The following is a 15,526-nucleotide window of genomic DNA, read 5'->3' as shown; positions in this document are numbered from 1 at the left end:
AGCGCGGTGTCGGGGTTGAACACGCAGGTGACGTACTCACCGGGGTAGATCGCGGGGTCGTCGCGGTGCAGGATCCGCCGCAGGCGCACCGGGTCGGTCACCACTGTCCCGGCAAACGCCGAGGCGAACCCGCCGAGGCGACGGCCAGCCTCGGCGGCGGCAGGGCCGGCCAGGTCCGGGTGGTCGTGATCGGTGGCCAGATTCAGCAACACCTCGCCGCGGGCGAGGGCCTGCTCGGCGTCGACCTCGGCGCGGAAACCGGAGTCCGAGGTGCCGGCGTAGCCCTCGAACATGTGGATGCTCAAGTGCCGGTACTGGATGGCACCGGCGATCGAGCCGCCCGGGCGCCGGGCGATGAACCAGGCCAGCGTGCGGCGAAATTGAGCGGCGCGCAGCCGCAACGGCCGACCGTCGACGTCGGGGATGGCGTCGCTGCGGTCGTGGGCCCGGCAGTAGCGGTTGATCCAGGCGACGAAGTCCCGCATCTGCTTGTTGGTGGTGGCGCCGCTCGGGACCTTCCCGCTCGCGGCACGCGCCTCGGGCGAGTGCGGCGCGGTGGTGACGTCGAGCGTGGCGAAGAGCAGGTCGTCGGACCGGGCGGGCTGCAGTTGCTCGAGGACCTCGACAGCGCGGGCCGCCGGTTCGCCGACGATCCAGGTCGCGGGCGTGCCGCGCGGGTCGCGTTCGCCTTTGAAGGCCAGGCTCTGCACGCTCCACCGATACGCCGTCCCATCCGCGGTGCGCTGCACGCGCAGACATCCCCGGCGCAGGTGCTTGATCTCGCCGTCCCTCATGCCGGAGAAGAAGGCGATGACGATGTAGCAGGCAACCAACAGGATCCGGCCAAGCATGCTTACCGAGTGCTGCGGATGGCCGACGGGGATGCCAGGCAGCCAGGGTTGTCCGTTGAGGCGGCCCTGGATCGGGACCGGCAGCCGGCTGCCGGACGCGACTCCGACGATCGCGGCAGCGGTACGCACAAACTCGGGCCGGTGACCGTAGTACAGCGCCGAGACATGACATCCGGCCTGCCAGGCAAGGAACTTCAGGTTGGGCCGGTGCTCGTATCCGGGCAGCGGTTCGCCGGTGGCGACGTAGTGGTCGAGAACCTGCTGGATCCGGGCGCCGACGCCGGTGTTGTCGCCTCGGCGGTTGATCCAATGTGGACGGCGATAGGCCCGCAATGCCTCGGCAGCGCTGACGATGTCGGGGGCGAAGTCTCGCACGAAGCGCAGCGCCCAGCCGATCAGCGGCCCGAGGACTTCCTCGGGAATCCGGGCGGTGGTGTTCTCCCGCCGCTGCGCGGCGGGTACGCCCCAGGAGGTCAGGTCCGCGGGGTCGACGGTGAGACCGTCGGTGAGGCAGTGCCGGAAGCGCCAGAGCATCCGGACCGCGCTGCAGACCCCGGCCCGACCCTCGGCGGATACGCCGGAGTCGCGCAGATGGTGCTCGAAGGCCGCCAGCCGAGCGGAGGTGACGTCGGCGAGCCGGACCGGCGCCTGGGTGCCATCGTCCGGCGGCTGTGTGTCGAGCCAGGCCAGAAACCGCGTGAGGTAACTGAAGATGCGCCTCACCGTGCTGGTTGCAGGACGGAGCTCGTCCGGCGGCAGCGGTCCGGACAGCAGGGCGTGGCAGAGTTGCTTGGCGATGTCGCGATAGGACGGTGGGACACGGGCGAAGTCGAGGCGGACGCGTCCGGCGTGATGCTGCAGGATCGCCGGTCCGAGATCCCAGACCAGGTCCGCGAACCGCGATGTCGTCTCGAGGGCGACGCCGGGGCGCAACGGGCGGCCGGCAAGCACGAACAGGTCATACGCCGGGGAGCCGACGGCGCGGGCGGTCGAGGTCACTGGTGCTCCCACGGGTCTTCGACCAGGTCCAGCCACGTGGCTGGGGCGGCGGCGGCGCGGGCGTGCTCGACTTCGGCCGGGGTGAGCTTGGGCAGGACGTGATGCTGGATCGCGGCCCAGGCCGGTCCGCAACTCGTCGCGGCCGTATTCGGACTCAACCCCGGTTTCCGTATCTCAGAATCTGCAAATCAAGATCTACTCCACGTCATCAAAGAACTGCCTAACATCATAGTTCGCAATGAGCCGAGCAAGCCCAACGGGACTCTGTCCAGAGACATTAATCCTGCGCGGATCAGCCCCGTTTCGAGGAAGCAATTGAATTACACCGCCTCGACCCCGCGAATTGAATACAGCCATGAACAGCGGCGTGTTTCCGTATTTATTGACGGCATCGACGATTGCTCCGGCCTCAAGCAGAACCTGGGCGACCTCCACATTTCCCTGCTGCGCCGCCAAATGGAGTGGAACGAAGCCGTGACGATCCCCGAGGTTCGGGTCCAGTCCTTCCACCAGGAGCGCACGGGCCTTATCAGCGGCACCCTCAAGCGCACTGTAATGCAACTCTGAGCGCCCTTGGCGGTCAACCATATCAATGCCTCCTGGCGTTGCACATAGAGATAACTCAGCCCGATTCCGTTCGTGTGGTCGCTCGTGAAACGCCACCTAGAAGTATTCGTAACGCTGCGTCGCCGTCTCATCTCGGAGAGCACCTCTGCGGATCCGACGGCTTCCGGATCGATTGACATCCTGCGTGATCTGGTCCCTACCGCGCGGGGCATGGTCACCGACTCCCTTCCCGACGCAGCGATGAATCTTGCGCGGGCACAGGTCGATACACCGAGCTGCCGCCTGCCTGCCGGCCGGTGGCCGCCTCCCACCGCCAGCTTTGCGACTTCATCGTCACCTTCTGCCAGGACCTGGACGGCCACGACCTGCCGACGCCGACGACGTCCCACCAGATAACCCCGCCGGCCCCCGCGGTGCTGGGTAATCTCCGCACTGGCATGGTCGCGAGCACAAATCCCACCCATCACCGGGCATGTGGTGCAGGCAGACCGCGCGACAGGCCGGCACGACTGTCCGCCGACTGAGTCCCGACACGACCGACCGCACGAGATATCAAGGAGCGATTAGACAGTACAGTTTGTGACCGTCCGAGACGCCGCGACGAGCCAGCACTGCCAGCTCTGCCGTGAACTCCGCCAGCGCCGACCGATCGGCGACGATGCTGAGAGAACCTCCCGCACCGGCAGCCTTCGTCACCGCCCGCCGGAGTACGTCCAGCTCAGCCGCAGCAAGAACGCTCGTCAGCGGGTCAGTCAACGACAGAACGACCCAGTCACCCTCGTCGGACTCTGCGACCACCGAGCCGTACCGAGGGTCGGATTGGATCTCGTCGACGGATCGCCCCGTGAGAACTGCTTCCAGTCGTGCGAGGCCGTCCATCGGATCGGCTCCCTTGACCACCAACCCGGCAAGTTCGGCGTCGACACGAGCAGCGACCGTCGCCGCATCTCGGTCCCCCTGCGCCACAAAGTAGGTGTACAGCACCGTGACCTTGCCCTTCGTCCTCAAGCCTCGGCGATGCCCAGATCAACCAGCTGCCGATGGCTCGCCAGGCTCTCCTTGAAGTCCGGCTCGTCGCGACCGACGACAAGGACGGTGGAGTCGAACGGGCTGCGAGCCACGCGTTTCAGCCAGCGCTGGGCGGACCGCGGCAGCATCGAGAGATCCGCCCCGGCCAACCGTTCCTTACGGACCAGGAACTGCGTCTCCGGATCGCGCCGGACGAGTTCTCCCGGCAAGGAGAACATCGACGCGGATTCGAACACCGCCTCGCTGATGTCCAGCGCGTACTCGCCTTCCGCGTAGAACTGCCGCTCGGCTTCGGCGAACGCATCCCGGCGGTCAACAGGAACCGACTTCGGCATTTCACGGAAGAGCCACGAGCCCAACCGCCCACGCAGAACGACATGCCGAAACAGGCAACCGTCCAAAAAGACCGGATCCGCGGGGGTGGGACAGTCGGTCACCGTGACGTTCTCGAACCGTACGCCGAACGCGGCGCTGTTCACCAGCCGCGTCCCGGCAATCTCCGAGTCGACGACACGGATGGGGTACGCCGGGTCGTCGACCTGCACGATGACACAGTCGAAGAGTTCGCCGCCCCGGACCGAGATACCCGCAAGCGTGTGCTGCCGGTCGACGAGCCGGAGGTGCTGGAACTCCTGGCTTTCGTAGGTCACTCGGTTCATCTCGCGCACTCACAAGGTTGGGGCAGTGTCGGACGATCGCAGCATACCCGGCGGATCATCAGGCCTCTCCAAAGAGTTCGATCATATCCGGGATCGTCAGCCTCCGATAGGTCAGCAAATTCTCCTTCGAGTCGATGTAGCCACGTCTGAGGTGCGCTCTTTCGGAGTATTCAGTATCAGTCGTGATGTCGATGTTGAACTTCCCGGCCTGGAAATCCGACTCCGCCCGGAACGGCCGCCCGAGCCGGGTGACGTTCTGGTCGGCATTGACCGACGGGTCCTGCGCGACGGCCTTTTCGATGTATTTCCCGAAAAACTGCCTCACTTGCCAGTAGCGTTTTCCGTCGAACGCCCGCTGCATCTGCTCAAATTCGGGCTCAGTCAGCGTGTTCTCGATGTCGTCGATCGTTCCGTCCCTGGCGCGGTCGACGGCGTCCCTCAGGTTCCGGATGCTCGCTTGGTCGTCGTCGCTCAGCCCGCTGATCCGGCTCCCGTCCGCGGCCGGCTCCGAGGACGGCCCGCCCGGTTGGGTGGCGCCTTCGAACGGTGACTGGCCGTCCGCCGCGGGGTTGACCTCCGCTTCGGTTGCCGTGTTCGCCGGCTCGTCGGCAGGGCCGCTGTCGCCGTTCTTCGTACCTGGCTGGGTCGGCGTAGTGTTCTGTCCGCTCGGCCGTTCGTTGATCGGTTTCTGGGTGATGCCGTCTTCGGCAGTCGGCTTGCGCGGCCCGTCGGGCACATCGCACTCCCCAGCGGACGCCGGGAAGAGGCCCCCTCGAAGAATTCCTCGAACAGTTCGTCGTAGAAGTAGCGTCCGCCGCTTCCTACGCACCCGTGTTCCGGTCACGGGCTCGAGCGGATGACCGCGGCGCCAGCACGCGGGCACCAGCGCCGGCGGCCGCCTCCGGGCGAGGTGGGTAACGCCGTCGGCGGACCGCTGCGGCGCCTGCCGGTCCCGCTGACCCCGGTCGACAGGGAGACCCTCGAGTCGTTCCTGCGCCGGCTTGCCGCGGTCAACCACCTCGACCCCCGACGACCTCGCCGTCGCTGCTGGCCGCGACGTTGAAGCGTCTCGCCTAGATTGATCAATACTTCGAGTTCGGCAGAGCGATCACCACTGTGACGGGCTGCCGCAAGAGCCCGGGAGTACAGGTCGAACAGGTCGTCGACCCCGTGAGCAGGTCTTCCGGCTGGTCTCCCAACCGCCACAACGCTTGTCGATGGACACCCTCGCCGCACTCTGCGACATCCTGGACTGCACCCCGAACGACCTCATCGAGGTCGAGACCGTCGAGACCGAGGTCCGCAAGACCGCCGGCGAAACGACGGCCCCCGCGCCAGCGGTGCGCCGCACCTCGATCCGGAAACCCGAAGGGCTATGACCGCGCCATCCACTGCGGCCCGGCTCGCCCGCCAAGCGGAACGGCTGGACACCGCGACAACGGCTGCGACCACACAGGTCACCAGCGCCCTGATCCGGCGGCTGCCGCCGGCACCCCGAGCGCCGGCGGCAGCCCCGGGGATCGGCAGGGGACTTGGTTCGCCCGGCGTTGCTGGAGTGCCGGGGCCCGGTGTGCGGTGCCGGGCCCCGGCGGTGGAGTGGATCAGCTCGCGGCACAGACCGCCGTGACGCCGTCGGCACGGCCCGTGCCCTGGAAGCCGAACTCAGTGGACTGCCCGGCCGCGACGCTGCCGTTGTAGCCGGCGTTGGTCCAGGTCACCGCCCCGCTGGTGCCGCTGTTGGCGGCACTCCAGCCGTTGGTGACCGCCGCGCCGGAGGGCAGGTTCGTCGTCACCGACCAGCCGTTGAGGGCGGTGGAGCCGGCGGTGACCTTCACCGTGGCCACGAACCCGCCGTTCCACGAGTTCAGGGAGACCGAGGCGCCGCACCCGCCCGGCTGGGGCGTGGTCGTCGTCGTGGTGGGAGTGGTGGGCGTCGTCGGGGTGGTCGGGGTGGTGGTCGAGCCGCCGGCGTTCAGCGCGTCCAGAACGCTCGTGTAAGCGGCCTTCTTGTTGCCGTTGTTGTCGAACAGGAGCGGGTTCTCGCCGGTGCGCCAGGAGTCGCTGTCGCGGATGCCCCAGACGGTGATGCCGGCGCACCGAGCGACGGCCATGCAGGCCCGCGTGACCGTGCCGTAGACGCCGGCCTGGTTGGAACCCGAGATGTCCAGCTCGGTGATCTGGACTTCGACGCCGAGGTTGGCGAACCGCTGCAGGTTGGCCTGGTAGTCGCTCGGCGCGGAGTTGGACAGGTGGGACTGGAAGCCGACGCAGTCGATCGGGACGCCGCGGGACTTGAAGTCCTGCACCATGTTGTAGATACCGGTGCTCTTGGCGTTGACACCGTCGGTGTTGTAGTCGTTGTAGCAGAGTTTCGCGCCCGGGTCGGCAGCCCGCGCGGCGCGGAAGGCGGCTTCGATCCAGTCGTTGCCGGTGCGCTGGAGGCTGGAGTCACGCCGGCCGCCGCCACCGCCGTCGGCGAAGGCCTCGTTGACGACGTCCCAGGCGTAGATCTTGCCCTTGTAGTGGGTGGCGACCTGGGTGACGTGGTTGATCGCGGCCGACCGCAGGGCGGAGCCGCTCAGGCCCTGGGCCCAGCCCGGTTGCTGCTGGTGCCACAGCAACGCGTGCCCGCGGACCCGCGCGCCGTTGCTCACCGCCTGGTTGAGGATGCGGTCGCCGTTGCCGTAGCTGAACTGGTTCTGGTTGGGCTCGGTGGCGTCCCACTTCATCTCGTTCTCGGCCGTCACCATGTTAAATTCTCGGCTCAGGATGCCGGCGTAGGTCGAGTCGCCGAGCTTGCCGGCCGAGACAGCGGTGCCGAAGTACCGGCCGGTCTGGGCGGCCGACGCACCGAGGGTGGTAGCGGCGCCGGCCGTGGTGGACAGCACCAGCGTCACCCCGAGCGAGGCCGCCAGGAGCGTCGAAGCGAGCGCGGCTCGTGACCACGACCGCGAGGTGATCTTCATGTTGGTCCCTTTCCGCACACGGGGTTTCAGCTGACGTTGGCCGAGAACGAGTTGACCGCCAGGCCGACGCCGCCGCTCCACGGTTCGAACCCGGCCTGGATGCTGGTCAGGTACCAGGAGCGATCGACGCGGGTGCGGGCGTCGACGTCGTTGACGAAGTCCAGGACGCTGAACGACCAGCCCGTGATCGCGGACTGGGCGACGTAGGAGACCACGTCGTTGCCGCCGTTGTTGCCCTGCCACACCTCCCAGCTCCGGCCGCCGATGCTGGTGGTGCCGACCCGGCCGCCGACCGGCTGCACCGATCCCGTGCGGTTGAACCAGATCATCAGCTCCATCTGGTTGACCCCGTTGGTCTTCGCCGTCGGGTCCATCCAGATGTCGTAGGAGGCGTCGAAGGTCGAGCTGCCGACGTAGGTGTAGGAAATCGAGGACGACGCGCTGCCGATCCGGCTCAGCTGCCGCGGCAGGTTCGTGCCGGGAGAGCAGTTCCCGTAGTGGCACCCGACGTACACCGCCGGGTACGACAGGGGGGCTCCGCCGCTGGTCGAGCCCTGCTGGGTCTGGATCCGGAACCCGCTGCCGGTGACGTTGATGCATTGCTGGGCGCTGCTGCCCCAACGGTTGTTCATGACGACGTACCGGCCGCCGATCGTGGTGGTGCCGTACTGGTCGCAGATGAGGGTGTCCGCGTGGGCGGCCGGAGCCGTGCCGACGGCCGGGGCCACGAGGCCGGCCGTGATCAGGGCTACCGCGGACAGGGCGTGCTTCAGTTTCACGTGCCGCCTCCACTTCGTTGTGGGAGCGCTCTGGGAGCGCTCTCAGTTCGGGCAGGTTCTGATGAAACCACAGGGGAACCGGTGAGCAAAGACTTCGACCGTGATCAATTTTCCGTTTCATCCTTCGAAAGTTTCGCTGACGATTGCCAAGGGTGCCGGGGAACGGTTACCGTCGCCTGGGAGCGCTCTCAGTCCGGATCACCATCGGCACGCCGACGAAGACGAGGAGATGGCGTATGCGGGCAACGAAGGTGCTGGCCTTGCTGGCCGCGGTCACACTGGGGCTGACGGCGACCGCCGTGCCCGCGTCGGCCGCGGAGTACGAGCGCCTGCTCAACGGCACCTTTTCCGGCGGCACCTCCGATCCGTGGTGGGCGGGGTCAGGGACGACCGCCCGCGTGACCGGCGGGGAGTTCTGCACCGACGTCCCCGGCGGCACGGCCAACGGCTACGAGGCGCTGTCCGGCCAGAACGGCGTGCCGTTCGAGGCAGGCCAGCCGTACACCCTGACCTTCGACGCGCACGCGACGACCGCCCAGCAGATCTCCGCCGTCGCGGGCGAGGCCGTCTCGCCCTACCGGCAGATCTCGCGGACCGACCTGACGGTGACACCGTCCACGCAGCACTTCACGGTCACCTTCACGTCCACATTGGACTTCCCAGCCGCCGGCAACGGCCAGCTGGCCTTCTGGTTCGGCGGGCAGAGCGCCGCCAACACCGTCTGCCTCGACAACATCTCCCTGGTCGGCGGCGTCGTCCCACCCGGTGGCCTGCCCCCGACCAGCGGCATCCGGGTGAACCAGGAGAGCTACGTGCCGGGCCTGCCCAAACGGGCCACCCTGATCAGCGACTCGGCCACGCCGCAGACGTGGACGTTGAAGAACTCCGCCGGGACCACCGTGGCCACCGGGCAGACCACGCCCCGGGGTGCGGACGCGCCGTCCGGGGAGAACGTGCACGAAATCGACTTCTCCGCCTACAACACCCCGGGCACCGGGTACACGCTGACCGTCGGGTCCGAAACCAGCTTCCCGTTCGCCATCTCCGCCGACGGGCTGCAGAAGCTGCGCCAAGACTCGCTGGCGTTCTTCTACCACCAGCGCAGCGGGATCGCGATCGACGCCCAGTACGCCGGCGCCGCCTACGCGCGCCCGGCGGGGCACGTCAACGTCGCGCCGAACCAGGGTGACAACAACGTCCCCTGCCGATCGGACCTGACCTGCGGCTACACCCTCGACGTGCGCGGCGGCTGGTACGACGCCGGCGACCACGGCAAGTACGTCGTCAACGGCGGCATCGCGGCCTGGGAACTGCTCGACGAGTACGAGCGCGCGCTGAAGCTGGGCGACGCGAGCGCGCTGGGCGACGGGAAACTGGCCATCCCGGAGCGCGCCAACGGCGTGCCCGACATCCTCGACGAAGCCCGCTGGGAGGTCGACTTCCTCCTGGAAATGCAGGTGCCGGACGGCAAGCCGAGCGCGGGCATGGTCCACCACAAGATCCACGACGCGCAGTGGACGTCGCTGCCCACCCGGCCCGACCAGGACAGCCAGCCGCGCCGGCTGTCGCCGCCGAGCACCGCGGCGACGTTGAACATGGCCGCCGTCGCGGCGCAGGCGTCGCGGCTGTGGCGGACCATCGACCCGGCGTACTCGGCGAAGCTGCTCGCCGCGGCCGAGAAGGCGTACGCGGCGGCGAAGGCCAACCCGAACGTCCTGGCCGACCCGAACGACGGCACCGGCGGTGGCACCTACAGCGACAACACCGTGACCGACGAGTTCTACTGGGCGGCCGCGGAACTGTTCGCCACCACCGGGAAGAGCGCCTACCGCGGCGACGTCACGGGGTCGTCGCTCTACCGCGGCGTCAGCTTCTCCACCCACGGCTTCGACTGGGCCTCGACGGGCGCGCTCGGCGACATCACCCTCGCCCTGGTACCCACCGACCTGCCCGCGGCGGACGTCGCCGCGATCAAGACGGCCGTCACCACGACCGCCGACAGCCACCTGGCGCAGATGAGCGCCATGGGGTACCCGGCCCCCTACCGCACGGCCGACGGCACGTACGAGTGGGGATCCAACGGCCTGGTGGCCAACAACGGCGTGGTGCTCGCCCTGGCTTACGACTTCACGAAGCAGGACAAGTACCGCGACGGCGCGTTCGCGGCGATGGACTACCTGCTGGGCCGCAACCCGGCGAACTACTCGTACGTCTCCGGCCACGGCGACCAGCCGGTGTCCAACGTGCACCACCGGTTCTGGGCGCACCAGCTGGACGCGTCGCTGCCGACCGCCCCGCCCGGCGCCCTGTCGGGCGGGCCCAACAGCGGCCTGCAGGACCCGACCGCGGCGCGGCTGCTGGCCGGCTGCGCGCCCCAGCGGTGCTTCGTCGACGACATCCAGGCGTACTCGGTCAACGAGGTGGCGATCAACTGGAACTCGGCGCTGGCCTGGCTGGCCGGCTGGACCGCCGAGAAGTCGTCGTCCACTGTGGACACGACGGCGCCGGCCGCGGCGGGCAACCCCGCCGTGTCCGCGGTCTCCAGCGGCGGCGCGACGCTGACGTGGCCGGCGGCCGCGGACCCGGAGAGCGGCGTCGCGGGCTACGACGTGGTCCGCGTGACCGGCTCGGCCCGCACGGTCCTCACCACCGTCACCGGAACGACGGCGACCTTGACGGGGCTCACGCCGTCGACCGCGTACACCGTGGTCGTGGTGGCGCGCAACGGCGCGGGCCTGACGAGCCCGGACTCGGCGGCCGCCCAGTTCACGACGCAGCCGGCCACCCCGGCGGGCGGCTGCGAGGTGACGTACGCGGCGAACACGTGGAACGGCGGCTTCACGGCCACCGCCACGGTCAAGAACACCGGTGCCGCGGCGTGGTCCGGCTGGAAGCTGGGCTTCACCTTCCCGGGCGACCAGAAGGTGACCCAGGGCTGGTCGGCGACGTGGGCGCAGTCCGGCGCGGACGTGACCGCCACGGCCCTGTCCTGGAACGCCGCACTGGCCCCGGGCCAGTCGGCTTCGATCGGCTTCAACGGCAGCTACACCGGGACCAACGCCCGTCCGCAGTCGTTCTCGGTGAACGGGAGGACGTGCGGCTGAACCGGGCGGTCACCGTGGCCGGCCTCGGCTCCGGCGGCATGCCGGCCGAGGGCGAGCTCGAACGGGCCTTCCCCGCCTGCGACGCTCCCACGCAGATCGAACTCGCCCACCTCGCCGACCCCGCGATCGCCCAGCGGCGACGACGAGTTCGAAGTCCATGGCCGACGCCGTCGCCGGCCCGACCGCCAAGGCGCGCCCTGGCACGAAGAATTCCCGCGCGAGATCTACGTGAACGCCGAACGCGACTTCGCCACGGCCGGGGTGACCCGCTACGCGGCCCTGCGCGTCGGCGTCCTCGCCGGTGGCGCCAGTCTCCGCGTCGCAGACGGCGTCGCGCCAGTTCGCCGGCGCGGCGACCATCCCGGCTCATCGCCGCCAGGGCATCCAGTCCGCGCTGCTTTCGGCCCGGCTCGTCGATCAAGTCGGTCGGCCGGCTCGGTGGGCCCCACCGCGGTCGTCGTCGGCATGATGCTGTTTGGAGCAGATCCGTCATATCCGGTTCTCCGACGCGCTGAAGCCGCACCGCCCGAGTGAGCCCGACTGGTCCGTCCCTCGGCGACGTTCGTCACCGATCTCGAAGCTCTGGCCGGCTGAGGTCCAGCCGCATCAGCCACCGGCATCTGCCCGCGTGCGCGGCGCTCGGGCTGATCCTCGTCCCCTCGGTGTCCACGGGGTAGCCCTCGACAGCCGCGCGCCGTTCGAACGCGCGTAACCGACCGCCCCGTCCAACAGGGCTCCTAGACAGTCCTCAGAGGGGTTACGCCCGGCCGGCTCCTCAGACGGTACCGGAGTTGGCCCGGCCGCGGGCACTCACCGGCGACCGTGCCAGATGAGGTGACCGGCTCAACGCGCCGTCGGTCGTTCAATCTCACCCTTTTCGCGCGTGCCCGGTAGTAGAACTCGTTCATTCCCGGCGTCAGCGCCGTCCACGGCCCGCGGCCGCACGGGTTGCGGTCAGAAGACTTCGTCGTCCGGGCAACAAAAGACTTCCGTTCCCGTGCGCACCCACCAGAACCCGGCGACATGGTCGAAGACATGCGTGGCGGCGGGAAGCTTGACCGTCCGCACAGAGCCGTCGGCCACGCACAACACACGCTGACGGCCGCCGGACTTGAACACCGGGGTGAGGATCACGAACTCGCCACCGTGGGTGAAACGCCCGTCCATGCCGTGCTTGCCGGGCCGCTCGTGCAATCCCGTGTCCTCCCAGATCCGGTCGATGACCCGGCCGTCCGGACCCAGCCGGTAGCAGCCGTAGAAGTCCACGCCGTGTTTACGGCGCGCCCACAACCCGCGCCCCACGACGAACACCACGCGCTCGTCGCCGTCGGTCCACACATCGCCGAGGTCGGGCAGCTGGGCCGGGTCCTCCTGGCCGGTGGTCGGGAAGTCCGCCGCCACCAGGCTGAGCAACTCGCCGTAAGCCGCGGTCCCCTCCTCGACGACCAAATCCCGCAGGTAGCGCGGCTCGTCGCCGTTGAGCTGCTGGCGCACCGGCCACACCCTGCCGTCGGAGCTGTGCGCGGTTCCCCCGGCCACCACCGGCGGCGCCGGAGCGGGCACGTCCAGCCCGGGATCGACCGCCAGGTCCTCGAGGTCGGCCTCAACCCGCAGCAACCGGTCGTGGTTCATGGCGATGAGCAGCTCACCGCCACCTACCAGCAACGCCACCCGGTCGAACAAGCCCGGATCGGGCAAGGGGACTTCACGCACCGCCGTGTCGACGTCAGCGATCAGCAGGACGGTCTGCTCGCCACCGTCACGGTGCCCGACCAGCGCGGCCCGCCGCGCGTCGATCGCCGCCGCCGCATCTGGGAAGGCGACGTCCACGCCGTTCGGGATGATCACGCCCGCGACCCTACAGCCGGAAACGCGAGTCGATGCCGCTCGACGGCGACCTGCTCGCCGAGTATCCCTGGAATCCACTGACCCCACGCGGAACTACTTCTCACGGGGGACTTGCTCCCAGCTGTCCACACCGCGGCGCAGGTCCGCTGACGTGACGATCGTGCTGATCGCCATCGTGGCCTTCCTCTGCGCGATCACCGGCGCATCAGGCCCGCTGCTCAAAGAAACGGTTGGCCACACCGTGGTGAAGGTCGTGGTCGGGACGGTGCTGGCGGGCGGTGAGGTTCGACGCGCTGGCCTCGTTCGTGAACTGTGAGGCTTTCTGTCAGTGAAGATCGCCGCCTCAGCGGTCACTGGAGCACGTCGCCTGTCTTAGCGGTCTCGCCAGGTCAGCGGAGAGAGCGCGACGGCGGCCTCGGCGACGCGTCGAGCGGTCTCGGTCGCGAGGCGCTTCCGAGCGGTTCGCAGGCTGTGCTCGGCAACCGACTCGGGATCGCGGACACCGACGTGCCACCACCCCGCACGTCGGATGCGCTCGAGCAGGCCGAGTTCGTAGCCGAACGCGGCGAGGGCGGCGGGCTCGTCCGGCATGGGGCGTTCTCCCTATCGCCAGAGCTGGACGCTGCCGGAGGTGACTCGGTCGACCGGCGTGTCGGCGACCGCGGCGGCCGACGCCCAGGCGTGTCATCGTGCCTCGGCGCGCAGCGCATACCGGCGCTCGGCGTAGGCGAGGTCGTCGCGCCAGAGCCGGGCGGCAGTGCGACGCATCAGGGGGCGCAACACACCAGCGGCCTTGCGGGCCACCTCGAACCCCGGGCGGTCGGACGCCGCGACGACCGCCTCGATGACGGCGGTGCGCGGGCGGCCGTCCACCCCGGTCCCCAGCGGCGTGGCGTGGGTTTCGACCACGCTGCCCGTCCCTTCGCCTTCGACGATGCGCATCACGACCGTCCGCGGTTCCGGGCACACGAACTCGGCCACCACCGGCACTCCCCACCGGCCCGCCAGCCGGAAGGTCACCTCGACCAGGAACCGGTCGTCGGCGTCCGCGACGTCGATGCCCACCGGTGCGTCGAGGACCTTCAGCCGGGCGAACGAGTACGGGTGGAACCACGCTCCGTGCCACGGGTCGAGGCGGTTGGCGACGACGTCGGCCGGCTCGCACACGCCGATGACCGTCGCGACCGCGTCCACCCCGACTTCCGGGCGCGGTCGGGCCGGCACCACCGGCCGTTCGGTCGCCGGTTCCCCGCCGAGCCGATCGAGCCTCGCCCAGACCAGCACGCCGTCGTCGAACGACGGGACCGGCGACCAGCCCGCCTGCCGCTCGCCACCGATCCGCAGGCCGTGCCAGCGGCAGACCAGCTGGTCGCAGTCGAGCCGGGCTTCCGCCAGCGGCGCCCCCAGGTGCGGACACGCACCCGGGCCCACCCTGAGTTCGCCGGCCCGGGTACGCCACGCGACCAGCTCCCGCCCCCCGATGCGGCGGCCGAAGGGGCGGTCGTCGCGGACTTCACGGCTCGCGGCGAGGACGTACCAATTGCCGGACGAGCGCGCCTCGGCGCGTTTGACCGCGGCTTCGATCACGGCCGGGCCGCAGTCGCGGTAGGTCGGTTCCTGCTTGGCCCAGCTCGGCTCGCCGAACGGCTGGATCGGCCAGTTTCGCGGCCACCGACGATCGAGCTGCCGCCGCACCGTCATGAACCACGCTCCCGCCCGCCGCACTCGGCCGTCCACACCTGACGGGATCATCGTCGAACATCCGCATCGATCGTGCAACGCTTGCGCGCGAGGTTCGAGCTCAGGGGTGGCCGGTGAGGAACTCGAGCGCCGCGGTCATGTCGCCGACCTTGGGCAGCCCCGGGACGACTTGCCGGTGCCAGCCGGGCCCGGCCGCGCACACCGCGACGCCGCGCCGCTGGAGCCGCCGGGCCAGCGGCTCGTCGGCGGTGCTCGGGGAGATCGACCAGAGCAGGGCGGTGGCGGCTTCGAGTTTCGAGATGACGCCGAGCGTGGTTTCGGCGGGCACCATCTGCCCGAGGTAGACCACCGGCACGCCCGTTTCCAGCAGCGCCGCTCGCAAGAACTCCACCGGCAGGGAGTGCCGTTCGCCGGGACAGCAGGCCAGCACCACCGGCCGGCCGGTGGTGCTGGGCACCATCGGTTCGCGGCCCGCGGTGAACCGCAGCAACGCGCCCGAAACCTCCTGGCTCAGCGCCCATTCCGATTCGAAGCAGGGTTCGCCGCGCAGCCACCGGCCGCCCAGGTTCCGCAGTACGGGTGCGACCACTTCGGTCCACGTGGCGGCGGCACCGAGCGCCGTCAGGGTGGTGTCGACGATCGCCGCGATCGAGGTGAACCGCAGTTCCTCGGCCGCGTCGCCGAGCTCGCGCACGCGCTGCGGCACCGGCACGGGTAGGTCCGCGGGAACAGGGAACGCCGTCGCCGCGGCTTCACGGGCCCCCATCCCCCGCTCGATGAGCCGCTGCATGTGCTGGAGCCGGCGGACGTCGAGGTCCGAGTAGCGCCGGTGCCCGCCGTCTTCGCGGGCCGCCGGGCCGATCCCGTAGCGCGCACTCCAGCTGCGGAGAGTGACCGGCGAGACGCCCAGGAGCTCGGCGACCTTCCCCGGGGTCCAGGTCGCCCTGGTGGCCGGCCCCGTGGTCGTGGTCGCTTCGACATTCATCGGGTTCACGATCCCACACCACGTCGCGTTTTCCGCCG

General features: G+C 69.5%; 14 protein-coding genes and 1 pseudogene. 3 read left to right on the top strand and 12 right to left on the bottom strand.

Going from position 1 to position 15,526, the window contains the following annotated elements:
• The 6 genes from ACIA5G_RS46080 to ACIA5G_RS46055 form a co-directional block, all read right to left on the bottom strand.
• Positions 1 to 1,850: hypothetical protein (locus ACIA5G_RS46080; protein WP_395935444.1), on the bottom strand; the 1,850-nt coding region annotated here is incomplete at its 3' end.
• Positions 1,847 to 2,008, bottom strand: a complete 162-nt coding sequence (locus ACIA5G_RS46075) for a hypothetical protein (RefSeq protein ID WP_395935442.1) — start codon at positions 2,006 to 2,008, stop codon at positions 1,847 to 1,849. The genes ACIA5G_RS46080 and ACIA5G_RS46075, both read right to left, overlap by 4 nt.
• 37 nt (positions 2,009 to 2,045) lie before the next feature.
• A complete protein-coding gene (locus tag ACIA5G_RS46070) occupies positions 2,046 to 2,438 on the bottom strand; it encodes an ankyrin repeat domain-containing protein (protein WP_395935440.1) in 393 nt (130 codons plus the stop codon).
• 531 nt (positions 2,439 to 2,969) lie between these two features.
• Positions 2,970 to 3,401 (bottom strand): hypothetical protein, encoded by a 432-nt coding sequence (locus ACIA5G_RS46065; RefSeq protein ID WP_395935439.1) that lies wholly within the window; start codon positions 3,399 to 3,401, stop codon positions 2,970 to 2,972.
• 20 nt (positions 3,402 to 3,421) lie between these two features.
• Entirely contained in the window at positions 3,422 to 4,096 is a 675-nt protein-coding gene (locus ACIA5G_RS46060; RefSeq protein ID WP_395935437.1) for a hypothetical protein, read from the bottom strand.
• Positions 4,097 to 4,163: 67 nt separating this feature from the next.
• A complete protein-coding gene (locus tag ACIA5G_RS46055; RefSeq protein ID WP_395935435.1) occupies positions 4,164 to 4,841 on the bottom strand; it encodes a hypothetical protein in 678 nt (225 codons plus the stop codon).
• 481 nt (positions 4,842 to 5,322) lie between these two features.
• Here ACIA5G_RS46055 and ACIA5G_RS46050 point away from each other — a divergent pair, with 481 nt between their 5' ends.
• Positions 5,323 to 5,484: a helix-turn-helix domain-containing protein gene (locus tag ACIA5G_RS46050; RefSeq protein ID WP_395935433.1), complete on the top strand. Its 162-nt coding sequence runs from the start codon at positions 5,323 to 5,325 to the stop codon at positions 5,482 to 5,484.
• 222 nt (positions 5,485 to 5,706) lie between these two features.
• Here the strand turns inward: ACIA5G_RS46050 and ACIA5G_RS46045 are convergent, their stop codons facing one another.
• Positions 5,707 to 7,071 carry an endo-1,4-beta-xylanase gene (locus ACIA5G_RS46045; protein WP_395935431.1) on the bottom strand — a complete coding sequence of 455 codons (1,365 nt, stop codon included), beginning with the start codon at positions 7,069 to 7,071 and terminating at the stop codon, positions 5,707 to 5,709.
• A gap of 26 nt (positions 7,072 to 7,097) precedes the next feature.
• Entirely contained in the window at positions 7,098 to 7,850 is a 753-nt protein-coding gene (locus ACIA5G_RS46040; RefSeq protein ID WP_395935429.1) for a glycoside hydrolase, read from the bottom strand.
• 236 nt (positions 7,851 to 8,086) lie between these two features.
• Between ACIA5G_RS46040 and ACIA5G_RS46035 the strand changes: the two genes are divergently transcribed.
• On the top strand, positions 8,087 to 10,954 hold the full coding sequence (locus tag ACIA5G_RS46035; protein WP_395935427.1) for a glycoside hydrolase family 9 protein: 2,868 nt from the start codon (positions 8,087 to 8,089) through the stop codon (positions 10,952 to 10,954).
• A 954-nt stretch (positions 10,955 to 11,908) separates the two neighbouring features.
• Here ACIA5G_RS46035 and ACIA5G_RS46030 read toward each other — a convergent pair.
• A complete protein-coding gene (locus ACIA5G_RS46030) occupies positions 11,909 to 12,802 on the bottom strand; it encodes a hypothetical protein (RefSeq protein ID WP_395935425.1) in 894 nt (297 codons plus the stop codon).
• Between the two features lie 151 nt (positions 12,803 to 12,953).
• Between ACIA5G_RS46030 and ACIA5G_RS46025 the strand changes: the two genes are divergently transcribed.
• Positions 12,954 to 13,118, top strand: a complete 165-nt coding sequence (locus tag ACIA5G_RS46025; protein WP_395935423.1) for a hypothetical protein — start codon at positions 12,954 to 12,956, stop codon at positions 13,116 to 13,118.
• Between the two features lie 137 nt (positions 13,119 to 13,255).
• Here ACIA5G_RS46025 and ACIA5G_RS46020 read toward each other — a convergent pair.
• From ACIA5G_RS46020 to ACIA5G_RS46010, 3 genes and pseudogenes are all read right to left on the bottom strand, one after another.
• Positions 13,256 to 13,393, bottom strand: a pseudogene (locus ACIA5G_RS46020) (HAD family hydrolase); the annotation flags it as partial.
• 93 nt (positions 13,394 to 13,486) lie between these two features.
• A complete protein-coding gene (locus ACIA5G_RS46015; protein WP_395935421.1) occupies positions 13,487 to 14,503 on the bottom strand; it encodes a DUF5914 domain-containing protein in 1,017 nt (338 codons plus the stop codon).
• 100 nt (positions 14,504 to 14,603) lie between these two features.
• Complete coding sequence (locus ACIA5G_RS46010) at positions 14,604 to 15,488, bottom strand: MerR family transcriptional regulator (protein ID WP_395935419.1); 885 nt, start codon at positions 15,486 to 15,488, stop codon at positions 14,604 to 14,606.
• Between the last annotated feature and the right edge of the window lie 38 nt (positions 15,489 to 15,526).

Origin of the sequence: Amycolatopsis sp. NPDC051758 (genome assembly GCF_044453095.1) — a bacterium.
Taxonomy (GTDB): domain Bacteria; phylum Actinomycetota; class Actinomycetes; order Mycobacteriales; family Pseudonocardiaceae; genus Amycolatopsis.
Note: the sequence above shows the minus strand (reverse complement) of the source record. Positions and strands in the feature narration are given on the sequence as shown.